Source organism: Myroides injenensis M09-0166 (assembly GCF_000246945.1).
Classification (GTDB): Bacteria; Bacteroidota; Bacteroidia; order Flavobacteriales; family Flavobacteriaceae; genus Flavobacterium; species Flavobacterium injenense.
The window spans coordinates 1-23809 of record NZ_BAEX01000057.1 but is presented as its reverse complement, the minus strand read 5'-3'; the positions used below and the strand labels follow the sequence as shown (position 1 = coordinate 23809).

At 32.8% G+C, this 23809-nt stretch carries 20 protein-coding genes and 2 tRNA genes; 12 read left to right on the top strand and 10 right to left on the bottom strand.

What is annotated here, in order from left to right:
• Positions 1-24: 24 nt before the first annotated feature.
• The 4 genes from RH98_RS10145 to RH98_RS10130 form a co-directional block, all read right to left on the bottom strand.
• Positions 25-849 carry an AraC family transcriptional regulator gene (locus tag RH98_RS10145; protein ID WP_010254095.1) on the bottom strand — a complete coding sequence of 275 codons (825 nt, stop codon included), beginning with the start codon at positions 847-849 and terminating at the stop codon, positions 25-27.
• A 128-nt stretch (positions 850-977) separates the two neighbouring features.
• On the bottom strand, positions 978-1415 hold the full coding sequence (locus tag RH98_RS10140; protein WP_010254094.1) for a hypothetical protein: 438 nt from the start codon (positions 1413-1415) through the stop codon (positions 978-980).
• 186 nt (positions 1416-1601) lie between these two features.
• Complete coding sequence (locus RH98_RS10135; RefSeq protein ID WP_026038845.1) at positions 1602-3032, bottom strand: RtcB family protein; 1431 nt, start codon at positions 3030-3032, stop codon at positions 1602-1604.
• A 120-nt stretch (positions 3033-3152) separates the two neighbouring features.
• On the bottom strand, positions 3153-4247 hold the full coding sequence (locus RH98_RS10130; RefSeq protein WP_010254082.1) for a slipin family protein: 1095 nt from the start codon (positions 4245-4247) through the stop codon (positions 3153-3155).
• Positions 4248-4956: 709 nt separating this feature from the next.
• On the opposite strand from RH98_RS10130, the gene RH98_RS10125 reads away from it, so the two are divergent.
• From RH98_RS10125 to RH98_RS10095, 7 genes are all read left to right on the top strand, one after another.
• Positions 4957-5991, top strand: coding sequence for a helix-turn-helix transcriptional regulator (locus tag RH98_RS10125; RefSeq protein ID WP_010254079.1), 1035 nt, complete (start codon positions 4957-4959; stop codon positions 5989-5991).
• Between the two features lie 6 nt (positions 5992-5997).
• Positions 5998-6555 (top strand): hypothetical protein, encoded by a 558-nt coding sequence (locus tag RH98_RS10120; protein ID WP_010254074.1) that lies wholly within the window; start codon positions 5998-6000, stop codon positions 6553-6555.
• Positions 6556-6796: 241 nt separating this feature from the next.
• Positions 6797-7318: a hypothetical protein gene (locus RH98_RS10115; protein ID WP_010254072.1), complete on the top strand. Its 522-nt coding sequence runs from the start codon at positions 6797-6799 to the stop codon at positions 7316-7318.
• Between the two features lie 185 nt (positions 7319-7503).
• Complete coding sequence (locus tag RH98_RS10110; RefSeq protein WP_036495665.1) at positions 7504-7899, top strand: hypothetical protein; 396 nt, start codon at positions 7504-7506, stop codon at positions 7897-7899.
• Positions 7900-7959: 60 nt separating this feature from the next.
• Positions 7960-8907 (top strand): hypothetical protein, encoded by a 948-nt coding sequence (locus RH98_RS10105; RefSeq protein WP_010254067.1) that lies wholly within the window; start codon positions 7960-7962, stop codon positions 8905-8907.
• A gap of 50 nt (positions 8908-8957) precedes the next feature.
• Complete coding sequence (locus RH98_RS10100) at positions 8958-10979, top strand: TonB-dependent receptor (RefSeq protein WP_010254065.1); 2022 nt, start codon at positions 8958-8960, stop codon at positions 10977-10979.
• Between the two features lie 66 nt (positions 10980-11045).
• Positions 11046-11468: an acyl-CoA thioesterase gene (locus RH98_RS10095; protein ID WP_010254061.1), complete on the top strand. Its 423-nt coding sequence runs from the start codon at positions 11046-11048 to the stop codon at positions 11466-11468.
• A 47-nt stretch (positions 11469-11515) separates the two neighbouring features.
• Here the strand turns inward: RH98_RS10095 and RH98_RS10090 are convergent, their stop codons facing one another.
• From RH98_RS10090 to proS, 6 genes are all read right to left on the bottom strand, one after another.
• Positions 11516-12814 (bottom strand): dihydrolipoamide acetyltransferase family protein, encoded by a 1299-nt coding sequence (locus tag RH98_RS10090; protein WP_010254059.1) that lies wholly within the window; start codon positions 12812-12814, stop codon positions 11516-11518.
• 366 nt (positions 12815-13180) lie between these two features.
• Positions 13181-14980 (bottom strand): translational GTPase TypA, encoded by a 1800-nt coding sequence (gene typA, locus RH98_RS10085; RefSeq protein WP_010254055.1) that lies wholly within the window; start codon positions 14978-14980, stop codon positions 13181-13183.
• Positions 14981-15094: 114 nt separating this feature from the next.
• Positions 15095-15346, bottom strand: coding sequence for a 30S ribosomal protein S20 (gene rpsT / locus RH98_RS10080; protein WP_010254052.1), 252 nt, complete (start codon positions 15344-15346; stop codon positions 15095-15097).
• A gap of 40 nt (positions 15347-15386) precedes the next feature.
• Positions 15387-15458, bottom strand: a tRNA-Glu gene (locus tag RH98_RS10075).
• 32 nt (positions 15459-15490) lie between these two features.
• Positions 15491-15562 (bottom strand) — tRNA-Glu (locus RH98_RS10070).
• A gap of 75 nt (positions 15563-15637) precedes the next feature.
• A complete protein-coding gene (proS, locus tag RH98_RS10065; RefSeq protein ID WP_010254049.1) occupies positions 15638-17113 on the bottom strand; it encodes a proline--tRNA ligase in 1476 nt (491 codons plus the stop codon).
• A 103-nt stretch (positions 17114-17216) separates the two neighbouring features.
• Here proS and RH98_RS10060 point away from each other — a divergent pair, with 103 nt between their 5' ends.
• The 5 genes from RH98_RS10060 to RH98_RS10040 all read left to right on the top strand — a co-directional run bounded on the left by RH98_RS10060 (position 17217) and on the right by RH98_RS10040 (position 23808).
• Positions 17217-18251, top strand: a complete 1035-nt coding sequence (locus RH98_RS10060; protein WP_010254046.1) for a hypothetical protein — start codon at positions 17217-17219, stop codon at positions 18249-18251.
• A 31-nt stretch (positions 18252-18282) separates the two neighbouring features.
• Positions 18283-19791: an OmpP1/FadL family transporter gene (locus tag RH98_RS10055; protein WP_010254043.1), complete on the top strand. Its 1509-nt coding sequence runs from the start codon at positions 18283-18285 to the stop codon at positions 19789-19791.
• 133 nt (positions 19792-19924) lie between these two features.
• Positions 19925-20782, top strand: coding sequence for a hypothetical protein (locus RH98_RS10050; RefSeq protein WP_010254040.1), 858 nt, complete (start codon positions 19925-19927; stop codon positions 20780-20782).
• 851 nt (positions 20783-21633) lie between these two features.
• On the top strand, positions 21634-22947 hold the full coding sequence (rimO, locus tag RH98_RS10045; protein WP_010254036.1) for a 30S ribosomal protein S12 methylthiotransferase RimO: 1314 nt from the start codon (positions 21634-21636) through the stop codon (positions 22945-22947).
• Positions 22948-23061: 114 nt separating this feature from the next.
• Complete coding sequence (locus RH98_RS10040; RefSeq protein ID WP_010254033.1) at positions 23062-23808, top strand: glycerophosphodiester phosphodiesterase; 747 nt, start codon at positions 23062-23064, stop codon at positions 23806-23808.
• Position 23809: the final 1 nt, after the last annotated feature.

Sequence of the window (23809 nt, the reverse complement as noted above, 5' to 3'; positions counted from 1 at the left end):
TGAAATAATATAAAAGATACTATACTACTTCTCACGATAATAAGTAGGTGAACAACCTGTATTAGATTTAAAAAAACGTGCAAAGTAAGACATATCTTCATACCCTAATGTATAGGCACATTCTTTTACTGGTGCAGTAGTGTGCTTTAGCAAATATTTTGCCTCAAGTATAATTCGTTCATGAATTATCTGTAAAGCAGTTTGTCCTGTTTCTTCCTTTACTACTTCCGTTAAATGTTTTGCAGTCACACCGATTATAGAAGCATAGTCTTGTACAGTTTTTAATTCTTTATACTTCTCGTCTACTAATTGTTTAAACTGATAAGTTAATTGATATTGTCTATTCATTCCTTTCTTAAAGCCAAGCAAACAAAATTCACAGGCTCTATTGTACTCATACAATATCTCTATTAATTTTAATCGTATAATATCTAAATGATAAGGAGCTTTTTCAGTTAACTCATTTTCTATCCCATAAAAAAGAGAAACTACTTGATCATAAGCTTTCTCAAGTTTGTAAAGTGGTGGATAATTAGCATTTAAATAAAGTAATTCATCTAACATTCTGTCCCTCAGTAATATCTTTTGCAAAAAAGGCTTACGAAACATTACTTGTACAACTTTAATATCTGAAGTAATAGGTTGACTAAAATAAATTGTATCAGGCGAGATGATAGAAATAGTCTTAGGATATATTTCAAAGACATGATATCCTACTCTAACATGCATGCTCCCTTCAAGACAAATAATTACGTTATAATAATCTGTTTTTTGGGGCGATGAAACCAATAAATTATCAGATTCCCTAGTAAACTGTATATCTTTATCTGCAAACCATTTCTTTTTCATATAGCATATCACTTCATTTCCTCAACTATGTCGATGAAATAATTCATCATCAAAACTACATATTTTTAGATAGTTCTTTAGTAAGATAACTTTACTTTAAGAATCAATATTTATATTTTTTATAAATATTATTTTTTCAAGTCATTCATATTATTAATTAACTTAGTAATTAATATTACAATTATCCCCATGACAATTGCTGGAATGGCAGAAAAGTTTATAACATAACGAAACATTTCACCTGATGTATAAGTGCTCCAACTTGCTTCTCGAATAATAAAAATTGAACTAGCTATATCATACCACATCATTAAAAGCAATAATATCTGAACAGTAATACGTAGTACAATATTTCTAATTTTAAAAATGACTAATTGAAATAAAATATAAACAAAACTATAAGTTACAGACATAAATGCAAGATCTCTGTAAAAACTGCAATCATCACAAATAGATGATGGTTGACTATCGAACCTCCCCATTGACCATATCCCAAAACAAAAGGTACATATTGTAATTACAACAAAACTGAATATATACCATCTCCACTTATTTCTATTCCCCATACTATCTAATATTTAAATAACAATATACATTTTTATTCACTCTGTTTCGAAAAGTAATACAACAAAAAACTTGATAAATAGCTATTTATAAGAGGAAATACAATGATTGCTTTAGCGTCATTTATCCACTAAAAAAATGTAAACACAAAAGCTGCACAATTACCTGTACAGCTTTTCTATTTTCTTTTAATCCTCTCTACTTCCATCATCTGCCATTCTCACGATTTTAGGTGTAAACATTGCCACTATATCTACTAAATCGCCTTGAGCAGCCATGACTTGATGAATGTCTTTATAAGCCATTGGAGCTTCATCTTTTCCTGCCCCGATTAGATCTACACCACAATCTGCTAATACGGCTTTTATATCCGAAGCTTTTAATTCCTTAATTGCTTTAGTTCTACTCATTTGTCGTCCTGCCCCATGAGAAGCTGAGTTCAGAGCTTCTTCTTCTCCTTTTCCTCTCACTAAAAATCCTGGTGCAGTCATTGAGCCAGGAATAATCCCCATTACACCTTTACTTGCAGGAGTAGCTCCTTTACGGTGCACGATGACCTCTTTTCCTTGATACATTTCTTTCCATGCAAAATTATGATGATTCTCGATCTTGGCTAATACCTCAGCACCTATTGCTTTACTCAACTTATCGTGAATTACCTCATGACATGCTGAAGCATAATCCCCTGCTAAGTTCATCATTGTCCAATACTCTTGACCTGCTTCAGAATTTAGATCTAAATAAGCTAAATTCTTTGCTTCATAAGGTAACTTACAAATATCTTTTGCAATTTGGGTATATCTACCTGCAATAGTAGCTCCCATTCCTCTAGACCCAGAATGTGTCAATAATGCTAAATATGTCCCTTGATCAATATTTAATACCTCATCTCTCTCCATAAACTCCATTAATCCCCACTCCACAAAATGGTTTCCTCCTCCTGATGATCCCAACTGCTCCCAAGCTTTATCTTGTAAATTTTTAATGAATGGATTAAGGTTAAATTCTTCTCTATCCAAAATATCGTGCTGTGCCTTATATTGTCCATGAAATCCATGACCTGCTCCAAACTTAGTATTCTTTATCAACTGTTCTTTTAGCAAATCTTCCATCCCATAGAACTCTACACCTTTAATATCAAAAATAGACAATGCCATTCTACATCCGATATCAACACCAACACCGTAAGGAATAACAGCATTTTCCGTAGCTAATACTCCTCCAATAGGTAATCCATATCCCTGATGAGCATCAGGCATTAAAGCACCTGCCACAGCTACTGGTAACTTAATAGCCACTTGCATCTGCTTAATCGCTCCTTCTTCTATATGGTTTGATCCATAAATACTGTAACCTACAGCTTCTTCTCTTAAAGAAATAACTTCTTCTTCCACGCGCTGTCCTACGCCTTCTACAATTGCATTTGCTAGTTTACCAAATACTTTATGGTTAATATAATCCTCAGCATTATCTAAGACCATTTTATAATGAGCTAGCATTTCAACTTTTGTTAACCCCGTTCTCTTTTTATTTGCTTTTAAAGCAATCCCTAATAACTCAGTTTGCGGATACCCTAAAGCAATTAAATCATTTCCATTAATTGGTATATTATCTTTCATTGTTTTCATTATCTTATTCTTTTATCCATATTTGCTTATCTACATTTTGGGAGATACTCTCATTATTATAGATTTAAAGTGTGCAAAATATAGTCTGTTAACTTTCTCTTTTTATTTATACTACCTTGAGAACACCTCTTTCAATTGTTTCAAGACGTTCCCTCCACCAGATAAACTGATTTCTCCAACTTTATCTGCAATTTTCTCAATGTATTCCATCTCTTTTAATCGCATCAACATTTCATTTTCTTCCATTAATTTCGCTGTGTTCAACAAGCTACGTGTAGCAGCTGTTTCTTCTCTACGAGTAATCATATTGGCTTGTGCTTTTTTCTCAGCAATCAACACCTGGTTCATAATCTCACGGATATCTCCTGGTAAGATGATATCTTTGATACCACAAGTTCTCACTTCAATACCCAAAGTTGCGATCTCTTCTTTTATCCCATTCAAGATTTCAAAAGACAAATTCTCTTTGTTTTCCATCAACTCATCAAAAGACATTCTACCGACTTTCTCTCTCAACATCAACTGAACAACATTATACATCTGTTTCTCTACATCCTTGTTATCTACATACGCTTTCAACATATCCTGTACTTGGTACACCAAGTTAAAGTTGATACGCAACTGCACTTTGTCTTTAGTCAAGATTTCTTGCCCATTCATATCCATTACTTGCTGACGCATATCCACTAAGAAGATTTGCACCTTGATATCATTTATCCAAAATCTGTAATCACCAGCTTTCAAGATTTCTTGAAACTGCCCATCAACAAACAACAAACCTTTTTCATTTGTCCCAACAGTATACATACGCACAAAATTGGACATATTAGCTTTACTAGTGATAGTTCTAGCGATAGCTTTATCTACTTCTAATCCATCAGTAGTATATCTTTCAAAAGAATACTCCTTAGCAGACTTCCAGTAGATATGTCTTCCTGCACCTAATACGTTGTTAAACACTTTATTTCTATACACTAATACGACTTCATTATCCATGACATCAATTACTTCCAACATCTCATTTAACTGTGCATTTTGTAACAATGCATCTATATCTCTACGCATACCGAATGCCTCCGCCATATTGTACTCCATCACTTCCTTTTCACCCCATAACCAATACTGACCTGCAGTATATACTTTTTGTAATTCTCCTTGTTTAAACACTAAGGCAACATGGTTTGTTTTTACTTGTAACTTTTTCATAACTGTATATTTTTAATATTTTAATTCTTTATCATAAAGAACAATCAAAATAGGTTTCCCTTACCTCAGGCGGAAAAAGAAGTACACTGAGAAATAGAATAGTTTGTGTATAACCCAAAATAACTCACCGAGCAAATTATTCACTCTATATCATCCCTTATTCCTCTTTCTCAAAGTAACTTGTTTTTACAGGCTTTGATAAGTTGTCTTTTATTCTCATAGGCTAAGACTGTAAAGAAGAAAAGACAGAAACACTATTTGACTGAACCTTTATATAGGAGAGGATTTTTAATGAAGTTCCTCAGCTTCTTCCAAAATTGCTTAAAAGGCAATTGTTCTATTCTACCAGCTGAACTATATTATCCCAAGATAATAGTAGGACTCGAACCTACGACACGAACATTTATTACTAATCCCATATTAGTTGTTCATCAAGGGTTACAAACAGGATAAGGTTAACTACTGCCCCTCACTTCTGCGCTATACCGAAACGCTTCCAAGGTTTGTATCTTTCGAACAGTACAAAGATGCACCCCAACCTACGCAATGAAACTGCGTAGTATAAAATATTTTTAAATTATTTCAATAAACACTACTATTCAGACTCTTACCAATACAAATTGTTTACAAAAAAACCAAGTACGCAAATAGATTACGTATACAAATAAAAAGTATCAGTATATTTGATTAATTAAAAACGAGAAAACGAATGGCAACGAATAAACTAGCGCTATTACGCTATCGAATTATTGATGAATGTCTACAAAATCGCTTTCGAAAATGGACGTTAAACGACCTAATCGAAAAGGTGGCAGATGCACTATATGAATACGAAGGTATAGATACAGGGATTAGCAAGCGTACCATACAACTCGATATTCAATCTATGCGCAGTGATAGTCTAGGGTACAATGCACCAATAATCGTAGTAGATCGAAAATACTATACGTATGAAGATCCAAATTATAGTATCAAAAACTCTCCTATCAATGACACAGACATGGAGAAGCTAAAAGAAGTAGTAGCTATCCTAAAACACCTCAATGGATTTAGTCAGGTAGATGAAATGAGTGAAGTTATCGCTAAATTGGATAATAGCTTACTTACGCGTAGTACCAAAGCACCTAACTATATACAAATAGAAGGTAATAGTTTACTGAAAGGAATTAAACATATCAGTCCTTTATATGAAGCTATAAAGAACAAGCAAACTTTACTTATTGAATACAAATCGTTTAAATCTAAAGAGGCTACTAAAAACATATATTATCCCTATCTATTAAAAGAGTATCGCAATAGGTGGTTTGTAGTCGTGCGAAATAATAAACACAAGCATTTACTGACCTTAGCGTTAGACCGTATTCTCAATATATATACTATCGCTAACGAACCTTTCATAGAATATACTGGAGTTGACTTTGACAAGTATTATGAAGATACTTTAGGGGTAACTAAAACAGAAAGTGATAGAGCACATAAAGTTATCTTATGGGTTAATGCTTACAATGTACCTTATGTAAAAACTAAGCCTATCCATCATTCTCAACAAATAATAGAAGAAAATCATGATGGTATAAAGATTCGCCTAGATGTGGTACTCAACTTTGAATTGGAACGCGAAATATTAGGTTTTGGTGAAACTGTAAAAGTATTATCACCTCGCAACTTACAAAATAGAATTATGAAACGTGTTCAAAAAATGCATCAGCAGTATTTATCAAATATTGAGAATGAAGAAATATAAGAAAATATGAAATACACTACACGCTACCTACCATTCTTTGTAATCATACTTCTAATAAATTCTTGCTCGCAAAAACGCAATCATGAAACAAGACAAATAATAGAAAGTACAGATAGAAACACTACAAATTTGCCATATTACGTTATAGAAAAAGATACTGTTTTACTAGATACTACTGAAGTCTTAATTGACGTAGAAGAGCACTTTTTAGAGTCTTTAATTTTTATCAACAGTAGAAATAAAGACCTTTTACTGACAGATTATTATCACAATGAAAGTAGTATTGTAAAAGAAAGAATTAACAATACTCTTAATACTACAAATGATAGTCTGGACGCTAAAGTACATATTGCAAATAAACCTGAAAATGAAATATTGAATATCATCTCACAATTAAAACTTTACTTAGTACTACTTGTGCCCCATAAAAACACAAAGCATCATTATGACATTAAGTTTTACTACCAGAGTAAAGAAATTAATTTAGACAATAATGTTTTTGTTGTGACAACTGATGAAGACGGTAATTCAGTTACTATCACATTAGAGAATTTCACTCATTAGTAGTAAAGTATTTATTTTGAGAGCCTTTCTTATATACTTTAAAATTAAAGAAACATACTTGTACAAATTCTCATAAAATTTCCTTTCAAAATATTAAAAATCAAAATAGTAAACGCATATAAAAAAGACACCTGCACAATTTAGAAGCTAATAAAATTGAAGAAATGTAAACTTACATTGTTCTTTCCTTTTCTAAATACTTAACTTCGTCAAATATTAATACAATACTCCAAAAGAATAAATGGATAAACAACAAATAGAAGAAATATTCAATGAAACATTTGCAGGACTAGCTTTATTTTATCGCGATTGTCACTTGGATCAAGAAGTAATTTCCAACTATAAAATAGGACAAATAATACAAGAAAAAGGATATACCGATGCTTCTTATTTAAGTGGTGGACCATCAGAGAACATTAGGTATGTTATTGCTTCAGCACATGCCAAAGATATTTCAGCTTTAGTTCCACAAATGGAGCAATATGGTTATGTTATGCTAAAATCTAATTCTTACTTTAAGGTATTGGATATTTTTAAATTAGAAAACAAAACTCAAATTCTCTTATTAGAAATCCCAGAACAAACTGTTGACTTCTTCTCAAATAACTCTTCCAATATTGAAGAGCAAATAATCGAAAAAGCAAGAGAAAAGTTTAAATCTATTATAACATTAGAACCTCATCCTGCTTTGCAGACAAAAGAATGGATAGAAAGAACATCTGCACCTCTTGGAATGAATGAGAATGGTGAGTTCACTATATAATTCACTATAATTACATTTCTAAATTATAGTTCTAAATTATAAATACTATAGAAGCTATAATATATTTTGTCATTTCACACTTACTCTTTAAAAAGGATTGATTATATAAATTACTTTATTGATTATTTCTATAAAACTGAGCGAAATCATATTTTCAATCAGAAAAGCTTACGTACATTTGCACTATGAAAAAGTTTATAGTATTCATAGTGCTGTTATTCTTTGTGAAGCCAATATTTCCACTATTGGACTTCATGATTAACTATGATGCTATACAAGAGATCTGTATAAATAAAGATAGACCGGAATTACAATGTAATGGTACCTGTCATTTAAAAACAGAGTTAGCAAAAGCAGCACAAGAAGAAAATCCCTTCTCTGCTAAAAAAACTTTTCAACTTCAATCTGAAGTATTGTTCTTTACTCATTATGAATGGGAATCTTTAACTATGGTTACACCTCCTTACTCTCAAAGAGTAATAGAGTATTATGATTCAAACTATAGTTATATACCTTCATTTGATTTATCTAAACCACCCCTCGCTTCATTTTTAAATTATTATCGTTCCCTTATTAATTGACATTACTTTTTCTAGTAATTGTCAGCAAATAACATATACATATATTTAAAATTAAGCAAAATGAAAAAACTTATATATTTCGCAATTACTATCATCACTTTAGGACTAACTACATCATGTACTTCTGATGATAACACAATGGAAAAAGGCAATACTACAAATCCTGATACAAGCGAATTAACAACAAAAGTATTAGAACAAAAAATAGACAACTACACTATTTCCATTTACAGTAATGTAAAAGAGTTCTATGCACCATCTACTACGCCTATCATAGTGGAGTTAACCGATAATAATGATCCCTCTAATAAAAACTTTACGGATGCTTCTATAAACGTATTAATGCATATGACAATGTCAAATGGTCATGCAATGTCTCATAGCGCTCCTATCCAGCAATTAAAACCAATAAAAGGATCTACTAATAAATTTGAAGGTGAAATTATGTTCTCAATGGCAGGAATGGAAATTGATCAAAACTATTGGGAAATTACTTTAGAGGCAAAAAACAAAGAACAAGCAATCAAAGTAGACTTTAAAACTACAGTAAAAGAAGGTAAATTCTTTGATAGAAAAGATATTAATTCAATTGTAAATAGTGATCGAAAAACATTAGAAACTTTTTCTATCAATAGCCAAAATCACTTTGTTGCTCTTCATCACTTTAATAACATAATTGTAGGAAAAAACGATATTGCAGTTTCAATCTACAGAAATGAAAATATGGGAATGAACTTCCCAGAAGTTGACAATCTAATTGTTTCAATTGACCCAAGAATGCCTGATATGGGTAATCATGGTGTACTAGGAGGTGCAATCACTCTTCAATACAATGCAAATACAAAACAATACGAAGGTCAGTTACCATTAAGTATGACAGGGTATTGGTTTTTGAATTTAGTTATTAAGGACCAGAATAATAATATTATAGCTGGACAAGTTGTTGGAAAAGATGATCAGGGAAAAGAAACTGTTAATGGAGATAAGTTCTTGGATTTAGTTTTTTAATCAAAAACTAAACATACCATCTTTTATAAACGCAACAATTCTTTTTCGACATGACATTTAGAAGCCAACATATAATTACTTGTATATTGCTAAGTATACCTTCATTACTACTTGGACAAAATCAGAATAGTCTTAATAATGATACTATTAGCAATAAAGCACTAGAAGAAGTAATCGTAACCCATCAATCAAAAGGTAAAAATCTAAGTGAAAAACAACCTTTAGCCTCTATTGATGATTACCTTTCTAAACAAGAAAACATTACACTTGTACGCAGAGGTGCTTACGCATGGGAACCCATGATTAACAATATGGCTATTGAACGCACAAGGCAAACTATTGATGGAATGCAAATATTCCACGCCTGTACAGACAAAATGGATCCTATTACTTCCTATGTTGAGGTAAATAATTTAGATGGTATGGATATTACCTCTGGTTCCCAAGGTTCACTTTTTGGAGCTACACTAGGAGGTAGTATTGACTTACGCACACGTAAATTATCTCTTACAGCAGAGAATCATCTTAAAGCTCAAGTGCAAACGGGTTATGAGTCAATCAATAAGCAGAAAATTGTAGGTGGTAATTTTGATTTTACTTCTAAGAAATTTTATGTAAACGGCTCTATCATGTTTCGTGATGCAGACAACTATAAGGCTGGAGGAAATGAAGAAATTCTATATTCTCAATTTAGAAAGTTAAATGCATCTGGAATTATTGGCTATTCCATAAACAGTAGCAATAGTGTAGAAGCTGCAATTATCTATGACAAAGCAACAGATGTGGGCTATCCTGCATTGCCAATGGACGTAGCATTAGCAGAAGCTATTATTACGTCTTTTAAACATACCTATGCCCCTATTGACTCATGGATTGATAAATGGGAAACAAAACTATATTACAACACTATTACCCACCGAATGGATGATACTAAAAGACCTATCGTACCCATTCGTATGGATATGCCTGGATGGACTGACACTTATGGAGCTTATTCCACCTTATCCACTACAATAAAAGAAAAACACCATGTTAGTATAAATGCTAACACTTATTATAATAAGTCATTAGCAGAAATGACTATGCTATCTAGTATTCCTGGTGCCTCTAATATGTTTGCATATACATGGCCAAATGTAAAAACAAATTATGGAGGGCTAACATTTAAAGATCATTGGCAAATTGATACTAAAAACAGTTTATTATTATCTGGTACGATAGGAATCAACTTTAATCATGTAAGTGAAAAAGGAATTAATCAGCTAGGGATTTTTCTAAACGATGATACATTCAAACAGAATAAAACTCGTACAGTTGGAAACATCGCAATCAATTACGAACGTTTTGACGATCAGTGGTTATATGGCTTAGGAGCAGGATATGGTAATCGCGCCCCTTCTGTTTCGGAGGGTTATGGTTATTACTTGTTTAATAGTGGAGATCGCTATGATTATATAGGTAATCCAAATTTAAAAAATGAATCTTCTATAGAAGGTAATTTCTTTATTAAATATGCTACACCTGCCTTCTCTAGTAAATTATCAGGATCGCTATTTTATTTAAACAATTATATCATTGGGGTAATAGATCCAATTTACAATGCCATGACCTACGCAGGTCTAGGGGTTAAGAAATATGAAAATATCAATCATGCTATTCAAGGCACACTTGACTGGAGTTTTACCTATAACATTGATAATAATTGGAAACTATCAGGAGGAGTGACTTATAGCTATGGTGAAGACAGTGACAAAAACACACTTCCTTTTATAGCACCTTTAACTTATAACACAACTATTGACTATAGATACAATGCCTTCAAAACACAACTTAGTTTAAAAGGAAATGCAGTAAAAAATAATGCTGCAGAAGCTTATGGAGAAGTGAGAACACCTTCTTATGCAATTTTAGATTGGAGTGCAAACTACAACTTTCCTATTAAATCACAATCGCTTAATATAGGTATTGGTGTGGAAAACTTATTAGATACTTATTACACGACCTACTCCGATTGGAATAAAATACCTAACCCCGGCCGCAACTTCTTTGTCAATCTTTCTTATCAATTATAAATAAAAAGCTGAAAGCAATTACTTTCAGCTTTTTTTGTACTTTAACCTAGCAAAACAAATAACAATATGGCTAGAATAAAAATTCATTTACCTACGGAGTTCATCTTTTCAGCAGAAATAGCTGTTCGCATAACAGATTTGAACTATGGCAATCACTTAGCGAATGATAAGCTGTTATCAATCATTCACGAGTCAAGAGTTATGTTTTTAAGTCACTTTGGATATACAGAATTAAACTGTGCAGGAAAAAGTCTTATTATGGGAGATGTGGCGATAGAATATAAGAACGAAGCTTTTTATGGTGACAAATTAGAAATACAAATTGTAGCAGGAGATTTTTCAAGAGTGAGTTTTGACTTGTACTATTTAATAAAAACAGAGTCAAAAATAATAGCAAAAGCAAAAACAGGTATGGTGATGTATGATTATGTTAAAAAAGCGGTAGTAGAAGTTCCTGACATTCTTAAAGAACAATTTACCCAAAAATAAAAGAGGCTGTCCGTTTGGACAGCCTCTTTTATAAATATATAGTACTACTAGATTTCTCTTTTTGGATCAAATGCCTCTAGAATTTGAGCAACTCTTTGAACAAATTGTCCTCCTAATGCTCCATCTACCACTCTATGGTCATAACTGTGAGATAAGAACATTTTATGACGGATACCGATGAAGTCACCTTCTGGTGTTTCAATAACCGCAGGTACTTTGCGAATAGCTCCTAATGCAAGGATACCTACTTCTGGTTGATTGATAATTGGCGTACCAAATACACTTCCAAAAGTACCTACATTAGTAACAGTATAAGTTCCACCTTGTGTATCATCTGGTTTTAATTTACCAGCCTTAGCGCGACTACCTAAATCGTTAACAGCTTTTGCCATTCCAACCAAATTTAACTGATCAGCATTTTTGATTACTGGAACAATTAAGTTACCGTTTGGTAACGCTGCCGCCATACCTAAGTTAATATTCTTTTTCTTAATGATATAGTCACCTTCTACTGAAATATTCATTCCTGGAAACTCTTTTAATGCCTTAGCAACTGCTTCCATAAAGATTGGTGTGAACGTTAATTTCTCACCTTCACGTTTTTCAAAAGTATTCTTAACTTTATTTCTCCAATTAACAATATTAGTTACGTCAACTTCAATAAAAGATTGTACGTGAGCTGAAGTCTGTACAGACTTAACCATATATCCAGCAATAAGCTTACGCATACGATCCATCTCTACAATCTCATCTGCACCATTTACTGATACTGGAGCTGCTTTACTTGCTGTTTGAGCAACAGGAGCCGCTTTTGGAGTCTCTACCTTAGCTGCAGGAGCTTGCGGTTTAGAATCTTTATTTTTTACGTATTCTAAAATATCATTTTTAGTAACACGACCATCTTTACCTGTACCGTTTATTGACTCTAATTCGGCTAAACTAATTCCTTCTTCTTTTGCTATATTTTTCACTAAAGGCGAAAAGAACTTATCTGAATCAGAAAAATCAACTGATGCAGCAGTTTCTTTTGCTACTGAAATATTTTGTTCTACTGCTTTTACTTCTGGTGCAGTATTAGCTACTGGTGCAGAAGCAACTTCTCCTCCTTCTGTTTCTATAATTGCAATTGTTTGTCCTACTTGAACAACATCATCAACTTGAAATAAGATCTCAACCAAAGTACCTTCTACTTCTGACGGAACTTCGCTATCCACTTTATCAGTTGCAATTTCTAATACTGTTTCATCAGCTTCTACGCGATCACCTACATTTTTCAACCAGTTTGTAATTGTTGCTTCTGCAACACTCTCACCCATTTTGGGTAATTTCAATTCGAACTTTGCCATATTTATAACCTAAGGTTGTGATTTTTAATTCAAATTACAAATTTAATAATATTTCGGACTTATTTAAAAGGAATTAAAAATTATCATTCTTATAAAAACTGTACATCTACCTTACTATTTCTCTCATTACTTTGATTTAAATAATAAGTATTTACCTATTTTCTTTTGAATATTATTTCAAACTACGCAATTCCACTTTTATAATACAATTACTCTAATATCACAAAAAAAGCTTTCTATAAAAACGTTTACCCTTGAAATATACGAAAAACTTAACAGCCTAAATTACTATTTTTTACCGTTCTAAAAAAAAAATAAAAAAAGCCGACCATTACTGGTCGGCTCTTATATATAATAAAAGTATTATTATTTAATAGTATTACGTTTACGATCTGTCTCTTTTAAATAGATTTTTCTCAAACGTAAAGATTTTGGAGTTACCTCAACATATTCATCTTTTTGGATGTACTCTAAAGCTTCTTCTAAAGAGAATTTGATAGCTGGAATAATTCTAGCTTTATCATCTGCCCCTGAAGAACGAACGTTAGATAGTTTTTTAGTTTTAGTAACGTTAACAGTCATATCATCACTACGAGTATTCTCCCCGATTACTTGTCCTTCATAGATATCATCGTTAGGATCAACGAAGAATCTTCCACGATCTTGAAGTTTATCAATAGAGTAAGGAATAGCTTTTCCATTCTCCATAGAGATTAATGAACCATTATTACGTCCAGAAATTTCTCCTTTGTAAGGTTGGTATTCTAAGAAACGGTGTGACATAATAGCTTCACCTGCTGTAGCAGTAAGTAATTGATTTCTTAAACCAATAATACCTCTTGATGGAATTAAGAATTTAATAATCATACGTTCTCCTTTAGGCTCCATACTTAACATTTCACCTTTTCTCAAAGAAACATATTCTACAGCACGTCCTGATAAATTCTCAGGAATGTCTATCGTTAACTCCTCTACTGGTTCACATTTAACACCATCAACTTCTTTGATGATTACTTGTGGTTGCCCAATTTGTAGTTCATACCCCTCACGACGCATTGTTTCAATCAATACAGATAAGTGTAATACTCCACGTCCGAAAACCATGAATTTATCAGCACTATCCGTTTCATTTACTCTTAAAGCTAAGTTTTTCTCTAATTCTTTAGTCAAACGCTCTTTAATGTGACGAGAAGTTACATATTTACCCTCTTTTCCAAAGAAAGGAGAATCATTAATTGTAAACAACATACTCATTGTAGGCTCATCAATTGTGATTGTTGGTAAAGCTTCTGGGTTTTCATAATCAGCGATAACATCTCCAATTTCGAAACCTTCAATACCTACAACAGCACAAATATCTCCTGCTTGAACTTCACTTACTTTTTTACGTCCTAAACCTTCAAAAGTATGTAATTCTTTAATTTTAGATTTAACGATTTTACCATCGCGTTTAATTAAAGAAATGTTCATTCCTTCTTTTAAAATACCTCTGTGTAAACGACCAATAGCGATACGTCCAGTAAATGTAGAATAGTCTAATGAAGTAATCAACATTTGTGGAGTACCCTCTTTAATTTCAGCTACAGGAATATGCTCAATTACCATATCAAGTAATGGTTCAAAAGAATCTGTAGGTTGCTTCCAGTCTGTAGACATCCAGTTATTTTTTGCAGATCCATAAACTGCAGGGAAATCCATTTGCCATTCTTCAGCACCTAATTCGAACATCAAGTCGAAAACTTTCTCGTGAACTTCTTCTGGTGTACAATTCTCTTTATCTACTTTGTTCACAACTACACATGGTTTTAAACCAAGACTAATTGCTTTTTGTAGTACGAAACGAGTTTGAGGCATTGGTCCTTCAAATGCATCTACAATCAAAAGAACCCCATCAGCCATATTCAATACACGTTCCACCTCACCACCGAAATCCGCGTGGCCTGGAGTATCAATAATGTTAATTTTTGTTCCTTTGTAGTTTACCGAAACATTTTTAGAAGTAATTGTAATCCCTCTTTCTCTCTCGATATCCTCATTGTCCAAAATTAACTCACCTGAAGTTTCGTTCTCACGAAATAATTGACAGTGATGTAAAATTTTATCAACCATAGTAGTTTTACCGTGGTCAACGTGTGCAATAATAGCAATATTCCTAATTGGTGTCATATAAGGATTTTATAATTAATTTTATTGTAATAAAAACGATAATAATCAACAAAAAAAGCCCTCAGTATTGAGAGCTAATATTTTGATTACTTAAAACACTTTGCCTTATTAATATTATAATGCAGCAACGTGTCTAGTTAATTTTGATTTTAAATTAGAAGCTTTGTTATCGTGAATGATATTTTTCTTAGCTAATTTATCAATCATTGATACTACTACAGGTAACTTATCAGCAGCCTCTTTTTGATCTTCGATCAAACGCAAAGCTTTAATTGCATTACGAGTTGTTTTATGCTGATATCTGTTTAATACTCTCTTTTTTTCGTTACTTCTAATTCTTTTTAAAGCTGACTTATGATTTGCCATTGTTTAAATATTTTATTAAGTCTATACTATTTTTCTCTTGTAGTCCGTAGGGGAATCGAACCCCTGTTACCAGGATGAAAACCTGGCGTCCTAACCCCTAGACGAACGGACCGAAATTTCAATTTTTGATTCCTAAAGAATCTGTAGTCCGTAGGGGAATCGAACCCCTGTTACCAGGATGAAAACCTGGCGTCCTAACCCCTAGACGAACGGACCATTTGTTTCTCTAATGCGGATGCAAAACTACAATTATTTTTTTATTCCACAAGAGAAAAACAAAAAAAATATTTTTTAATACGCTTTTGCAAACAAGACTCTCCCTTTTGAAGGTTTTCCAGTCAAGATACAAAGACCATCTTCCTCTTTTCTATCCAAAGGAATACAACGAATCGTTGCTTTAGTCAATTCTTTAATTTTCTCTTCTGTTTCAATTGTACCATCCCAGTGAGCAGATATAAATCCACCTTTGTCTTCTAATACTTCTTTAAACTCATCGAATGAATTAACTTCTGTAATATGATCTTCTCTGTATTTTAAAGCTTTGTTGTATAAAGTAGATTGTATCTCCTCAAGTAAATCTTGAATATAACTTACAATACCCTCTTTTGCAACAACCTCTTTTGTCAATGTATCACGACGTGCTACTTCGAAAGTTCCATTTTCTAAATCTTTTGGACCAATAGCAATACGCACTGGTACTCCTTTTAATTCATACTCATTAAACTTCCATCCTGGTTTAAAAGTAGTGCGATCATCAAACTTAAATGAAATATTAAGTTTTTTCAATTGATCAGTAATTTTTTTCACTTCTTCGCGTATCGCTTCTAACTGTTCATCATTCTTATGAATAGGAACAATCACTACCTGAATTGGTGCTAAATTAGGAGGTAATACTAATCCGTTGTCATCTGAGTGAGTCATGATAAGCGCCCCCATTAGTCGAGTACTTACTCCCCATGATGTTGCCCACACATATTCTTGTTTACCTTCTTGAGATGTGAATTTAACATCAAAAGCTTTTGCAAAGTTCTGACCTAAGAAATGTGATGTACCTGCTTGTAACGCTTTACCATCTTGCATTAATGCTTCAATACAATATGTTTCAATTGCACCAGCGAAACGCTCATTCTCAGTTTTAAATCCTTTCACTACTGGAATAGCCATAAAGTTCTCTGCAAAATCAGCATAAACATTCAACATTTGTTCTGCTTCTGCTACAGCTTCCATTTTAGTCGCATGAGCAGTATGTCCCTCTTGCCATAAAAACTCAGATGTTCTCAAGAACAAACGAGTTCTCATTTCCCAACGAACAACATTTGCCCATTGATTAACAAGAATAGGCAAATCTCTATAAGACTCAATCCATTTTCTATATGTATCCCAAATAATTGTTTCTGAAGTTGGTCGAACAATTAACTCCTCTTCTAGTTTAGCATCTGGATCTACTTCAATGGTTTTTCCATCTTCACCAGTTTTTAATCTATAATGAGTAACCACTGCACATTCCTTAGCAAAACCATCTACGTGACTTGCCTCCTTACTAAAATAAGACTTGGGTATAAATAAGGGGAAATAAGCATTCTGGTGTCCTGTTTCTTTAAACTTCTTGTCTAACTCTGCTTGCATCTTTTCCCAGATAGCATAACCGTAAGGTTTGATTACCATACATCCACGTACACCTGAATTTTCCGCTAAATCTGCTTTAACGACAAGTTCATTGTACCATTTAGAATAATCCTCACTTCTTTTAGTAATGTTTTTGCTCATTTTTAATATATTAGCAGTTAAAATTGTTTAACTCTTAATTAACTTTAATAATCCCACAAAAATAATTAAATTTGTTTTGACCAACAATTAAAAAAGCACGGAAATGAAAACAATTATTCTAAACTCAAATAAAATAGGCAAGTTTTTGTTCTTGCTCATTATAAGTGGATTCGCTGCTTCTTGTGGTTCCTACTATAACACTTCTTATTATGATGATGGGATTTATAGTAATGGTAACAATAATACTAGATATTATGCAGAAGAGCAAGGTAATTATTATGAAAATTATTTTGCAAGTCTAAATGAGAACACACAATACCTTACCGATATAAGTAATTACACCTCTCCGGTTAACGATAGCGTAGTGAATAATAAAACTACCCAAGCTATTAGTTACGGATCTTGGGGCTCAGAACCAACGAGTGTAAAAGTAAATGTTTACAACAATAATTATGGTTATAGAAATCCATATTACTTAGGGTATTATGACCCTTTCTATGATCCCTTTTACTTTGGAAGTGGTTTCAACTTGAGCTTTGGTTGGGGTTGGGGATATGGATCTTATGGAAGACCATGGGGTTATCCTTATTACGGCTATCCATATTATGGAAGTGGATACTGGGGTTATCCTTACTACGGTGGTGGCTACTACTCTAGACCTTATTATGTAAATACAAGCCGCCCTTACGGAGGACGTAGTACTTATAGCACTAGTAGATCTACATACTTCAATCCTTCATCTACAACTTCTAATCGCCGTACAATGTCTAGAAGCTCTTATAATAGACCTTCTAATAATTATACAAATACTAGTAATAGTAGAACATCTTATTCTCGTTCTTCTTACAACAACGGTAATAGTTATAATACTGGAAACTCTTCAAGAACATTTTATAGTAGAAATAACTATAACAACTCTAGTAATAGCTCTAATAGTAGCTATAGCAGACCGAGTTCGACAAGCAATAGTAGAAGCAGCTATAACACGAATAGCAGAAGTAACTACAATAGCTCAAGAAGCAGTAACACTTCATCTAGAAGTAGTTATTCAGCGCCTTCTAGAAGTTCATACAGCAGTGGCTCAAGCAGCTCAAGAAGTAGTAGCAGTTCTTCATCTAGAAGCAGTTATAGAAGATAATATAAAAACCTAAATAGCATAAAACCAAGACATGAGTAGACATTTTCTAACTATTCTTAGTGCCTTTATATTAAGTAGTACAATAGTATCTGCGCAAGAGGTAACACCAAAAGATGTAATGCGTTACAACGAATCAGACTTAAATGGTACTGCTCGTTTTAAAGCAATGAGTGGAGCATTCGGTGCACTAGGTGGAGATTTATCAGCTTTACGAATAAATCCAGCTGGTGGAGCAATTTTCAATTACAACACAGCCGCTTTTTCTCTATCTTTTGTCAATAAAGACAACAAATCTAATTATTTAGGTCAAAAAAAATCTGATGATTACAATGGGCTTGATTTAGGACAATTAGGAGCACTTTTTGTTTTTAAATCTAACAACCCTAATGCTGTAATGAAAAAGTTCACTATTGGGCTAAACTATGAAAGCACAAAAAATCTGCGTAACAACTATATATTCCAAGGAACAAGTGATAATAATTCATTAGGAGACTATTTCTTACAGACAGCTAATAATAGTGCTACACCTTTTGATGCTGTTGCCCCTACTGACTATACCTATGGTTATGACAGAGCGGGAGCACTATATGGCTATGCAGGTCAACAAACTTATTTAGCTACTCATAGTAATCTGATTTCTAAGACTAATAAAGATGGTGTATATAGTGGTAACTATTTAACAGATACCCCTATGTTACAGACCAGAGAATTATATACTACTGGATACACAGGACAATTTAGTGGAAACTTTGCTGCCCAATTAGGTGATCGTTTTTATGTAGGTGCTAACTTAAATGTACACACAGTTGACTATACACAAGATAGTAGAGCTAGCCAAGTAGCAGGAAAAGAATATATCCACTACGATAATTACCTTTATACATACGGAACTGGTTTCTCTTTTAACCTGGGAGCTATAGCGCAAATTACTAATGAATTCCGTGCAGGGTTAGCATATCAATCTCCTACCTGGTATTCTCTTAATGATGAACTTACACAAGGTGTCGCAACAGTTTTATCTGACGGAACCTCTAATGCTGTCTATCCTTATATCGTAAATACTTATGATAAATACAAACTGCGTACACCTTCTAAATATACAGGAAGTTTAGCTTATGTCTTTGGTGACAAAGGTTTATTAAGTGTTGATTATACCATTAAAGATTATAGCAATAATGAGTTTCGTCCAAAATGGGATGGTACCTATGCCCTTCTTAATGAAATCGCTAGTAATGAAATGAAGACAGCTAGTGAATTAAGAATTGGTGGGGAATACAGAATCAAACAATTTAGTTTACGTGGAGGATACCGTTATGAACAAAGCCCTTACAAAAACATTAAATATGTAGGTGACTTAAATAGTTTCTCTCTAGGTTTAGGATATGACTTTGGAGCATCACGTGTAGATATCTCTTATGCTCATACGACAAGAGATAGTAAAACATCTCTTATCGACATGCCGATCAATAACCTTTACAGTAACGCAAATATCAAATCAAAAGAAAATTGGATTAATGTTACCTATAACATTAATTTCTAAGATAATAGATCAAACAACGCTCTAAAGTTTTAGAACTTTAGATACTAAGAATCTCTTTAGCATGAAAACTGTTAAAGAGATTTTTTATTGTACCTTTGCGCTTTATTTATAGTTAATAAAAAGGTTAAACTAAATGAGACATATTTTTAAATTATTCACAGCATTTTGCTTGTTTGCGACAGCAACAAGTTTTGCTCAAGAGGCAGTAACTACTCCTTTGAGATATACAGCTTCTAACAAAGGAAAATTCTATATCTACTGGGGAGGTAACCGTGGATATTTTACTAATTCTGATATTCGCTTTCGCGGTGCAGATTACGATTTTACATTAGAGAACGTAAAAGCTCATGACAAACCTAAAGGATGGCATGTTGATTATATTAACCCAGGTCGTATGACTATTCCGCAAACCAATTTAAGAATTGGATATTTCATTAGTGATAAATACAATATCTCTATCGGTGTTGATCACATGAAATACGTAATGGGTCAAGACAATGTAGTAAAAATGAGAGGTTACTACCCTGGACAAGGTGATAACCTATACGGAGAAGCAGTTGATGGACGCCCTGATCAAGTTCTTTTAACTGAAGACTTCCTTACTTTTGAACATACTGATGGGTTAAACTACTTAAACTTTGAAATCAACAGAGTGGATGATATTTCAAAACTTTTTGGTATTTGGAACACTGATAAAATTCAAATCAACTTAACTGAAGGTGTTGGATTTGGTATTGTTTACCCAAAAACAAACACTAAATTATTAGGTAAAGAAAGATATGATGAATTTCACGTAGCTGGTCTAGGTTCATCAGCAAAAGCTGGTTTAAACATTACTTTCTTTAAACACTTCTTTGTTCAAGCTGAGTTAAAAGGAGGATACATCAATATGTATGATGTACGTACTACTTCTGACAAAAGAGATAAAGCAACACATGATTTCTGGTTTGGAGAAACTGTGATTGCCTTTGGAGGTATTTTCAGATTATAGTAAATTACACCACATAATATATAGAAGCCCATTATCAAATGATAATGGGCTTTTTCTTTTATCATACCTCAACAGTTCTTTGTTCATTAAACAGAGCAAGCGATCTCTATTCCATCACAAGCTATTATTTTATATGCTCTACTCCGTTTGCAGTTCAAATAGAAACGCATAAGAGCATATATCTATTCCTAATTGATACCACCTTGATGGTATAATGATACCACAATGATACCGCTAAATAGTGGGAAAAAGGCGGCATCATTGCGGTATCATAGCGGCATCATTGCGGCATCACTCAAACTAGTAGTACCAAAAATGAACCACAAAATATCTTTGAACTCGTTTTTACAATCGAAAAAACTTAGTAAGAAGATGCAATAATATTTCAATGACTAATATGCTAGTCCTTTTTTATTTATCACTGAACAAGCTTTTAATTACATTAATTGATAAGGCACATCTTCCAAAATGATAATTCACTACTGCGCATTTCACAACCTATCAGTTTTCCATTCTATGGTGATAAAAAAAGTGCTTTCACCTAAAAAAACTATGGAATCAAAAAAAGAGCATTCAACTGTATTAAATTTCCTTAGCATTTTCTCATTACCTGTATCATTATCTGACTAAAGAATTTATAGAAAAGATGAAAAACAATACTTCTTTAGTAGTATTAAAAGGCACGATATTCATATAGAAACAACACTTTATTAAGGAAATACTCCTAATATACAATCACTTACACCTTAATAGGAATGATTATAATTAAGCTTTTAAATTCTTATAATTGAGTGCATTATGCTATTTTCTATCGAAAAAAATGTACTTTTGCAGTCCAATTTTTTTAATCAATGAGAACCAAAACTTTAAGAAAGAATAAAATCAACGTAGTAACTTTAGGTTGTTCAAAAAACGTTTACGATAGTGAAGTGTTAATGGGGCAATTAAAAGCTAGTGGTAAAGATGTAACTCACGAAGCTGCAAATGACGAGGCTAATATCATAGTAATCAATACTTGTGGTTTCATTAATAATGCAAAAGCAGAGTCAGTAAATACAATCCTAGAATACGTAGATAAAAAAGAACAAGGTATTGTTGATAAAGTATTCGTAACTGGATGTTTATCTGAAAGATATAAACCAGATTTAGAAGCTGAAATTCCGAATGTAGATCAGTACTTTGGTACTACAGACTTACCATTATTATTAAAAGCTCTAGGAGCAGACTATAAACACGAATTATTAGGTGAACGTTTAACTACTACACCTAAAAATTACGCCTACTTAAAAATTGCAGAAGGATGTGACCGTCCATGTAGTTTTTGTGCTATTCCAATTATGCGTGGAAAACACGTTTCTCAACCAATTGAAAAATTAGTAAAAGAAGCAGAAGGTTTAGCTAAAAACGGAGTAAAAGAATTAATCTTGATCGCTCAAGATTTGACTTATTACGGATTAGATTTATACAAAAAGAGAAATCTTGCTGAGCTATTAGAAAACTTAGCTAACATAGAAGGTATTGAATGGATTCGTCTTCATTATGCTTTCCCTACTGGTTTCCCGATGGACGTTTTAGAATTAATGAAGCGCGAACCTAAAATTTGTAATTACATCGATATTCCATTACAGCACATTTCAGATAATATATTAAAGTCAATGCGCCGTGGTACTACACAAGCTAAGACTACTAAATTATTAAACGACTTTAGAGCTGCTGTACCAGGTATGGCAATAAGAACAACACTTATCGTAGGATATCCAGGTGAAACTGAAGAAGATTTCCAAATATTAAAAGATTGGGTTCAAGAAATGCGCTTTGAGCGTTTGGGATGTTTTGCTTATTCTCATGAAGAAAATACACATGCTTATTTACTAGAAGATGATGTACCAGAAGAAGTAAAACAAGCTAGAGCTAATGAAATTATGGAAATTCAAGCTCAAATATCTTGGGAACTTAATCAAGAAAAAATTGGAAAAATATATCGTTGTATTATCGACAGAAAAGAAGGTAACCACTTTATTGGTCGTACAGAATTTGACAGTCCAGATGTAGATAACGAAGTACTAATAGATGCTACACAACACTATTTAAAAATTGGTGATTTTGCAGATATTAAAATTGACGAAGCAACAGAATTTGACCTTTATGGTACACCTGTAAAATAATATTTAAAGCCGAATGATATCATTCGGCTTTTTTCTTTACCTAACATTAATATTTAGTTAAACTACGTTATCTACAAAATGTGCAATTTTGACTAAACTATTAATAACAACACTATGAAACTTCAAAAAAGAATACTATTCTTATTTTTAACTATGGGAACATTAGCTTTTGCACAAGACAACAAAACATTGAGAATCGGTCATAGAGGTGCTATGGGGCATATTACTGAAAACACAGTTGAGTCTATCAAGAAAGCAGTAGATATGCAATGTGATGTAATAGAAATCGATGTATACAAAGTAAAAGATGGTTCCTTAATGGTATTTCACGACGATAAATTAAACCGAGTATCAAATGGTAAAGGAAATATCGAAGATTATACTAAAGCTGAATTAAAAGAACTTTTAGTGGGTGGAAAATATCAAATCCCAACATTAGAAGAAATCATAGAGGCTATCGATAAAAAGGCGGTATTAAATATTGAATTAAAAGGAGCAAATACTGCTGAAGGTACCTACGAAATCATTGAGCAGTTCAAATCTAAAGGGTGGACTAATGACGATTTCATTATCTCAAGTTTTAGATGGGATGAGTTAGAGAAAATGAGAGGATTGGACAGTAATATTGATATTGCAGTCTTAACTGAAAAAGAACCTGCTGACGCTATTTCTTTTGCCCATGATATTAATGCGGTCGCAATTAATCCTTATTTCAAAAAACTTAACGAGAAAAATACTGCTAAAATAAAAGAGGCAAATCTAAAAATATATCCTTGGACTGTTAATGATGAAAAAGACATCCAAAAAATGAAAGAATTAAAGGTAGATGGGATTATCACTAATTTTCCAGAGAGAATCTAGC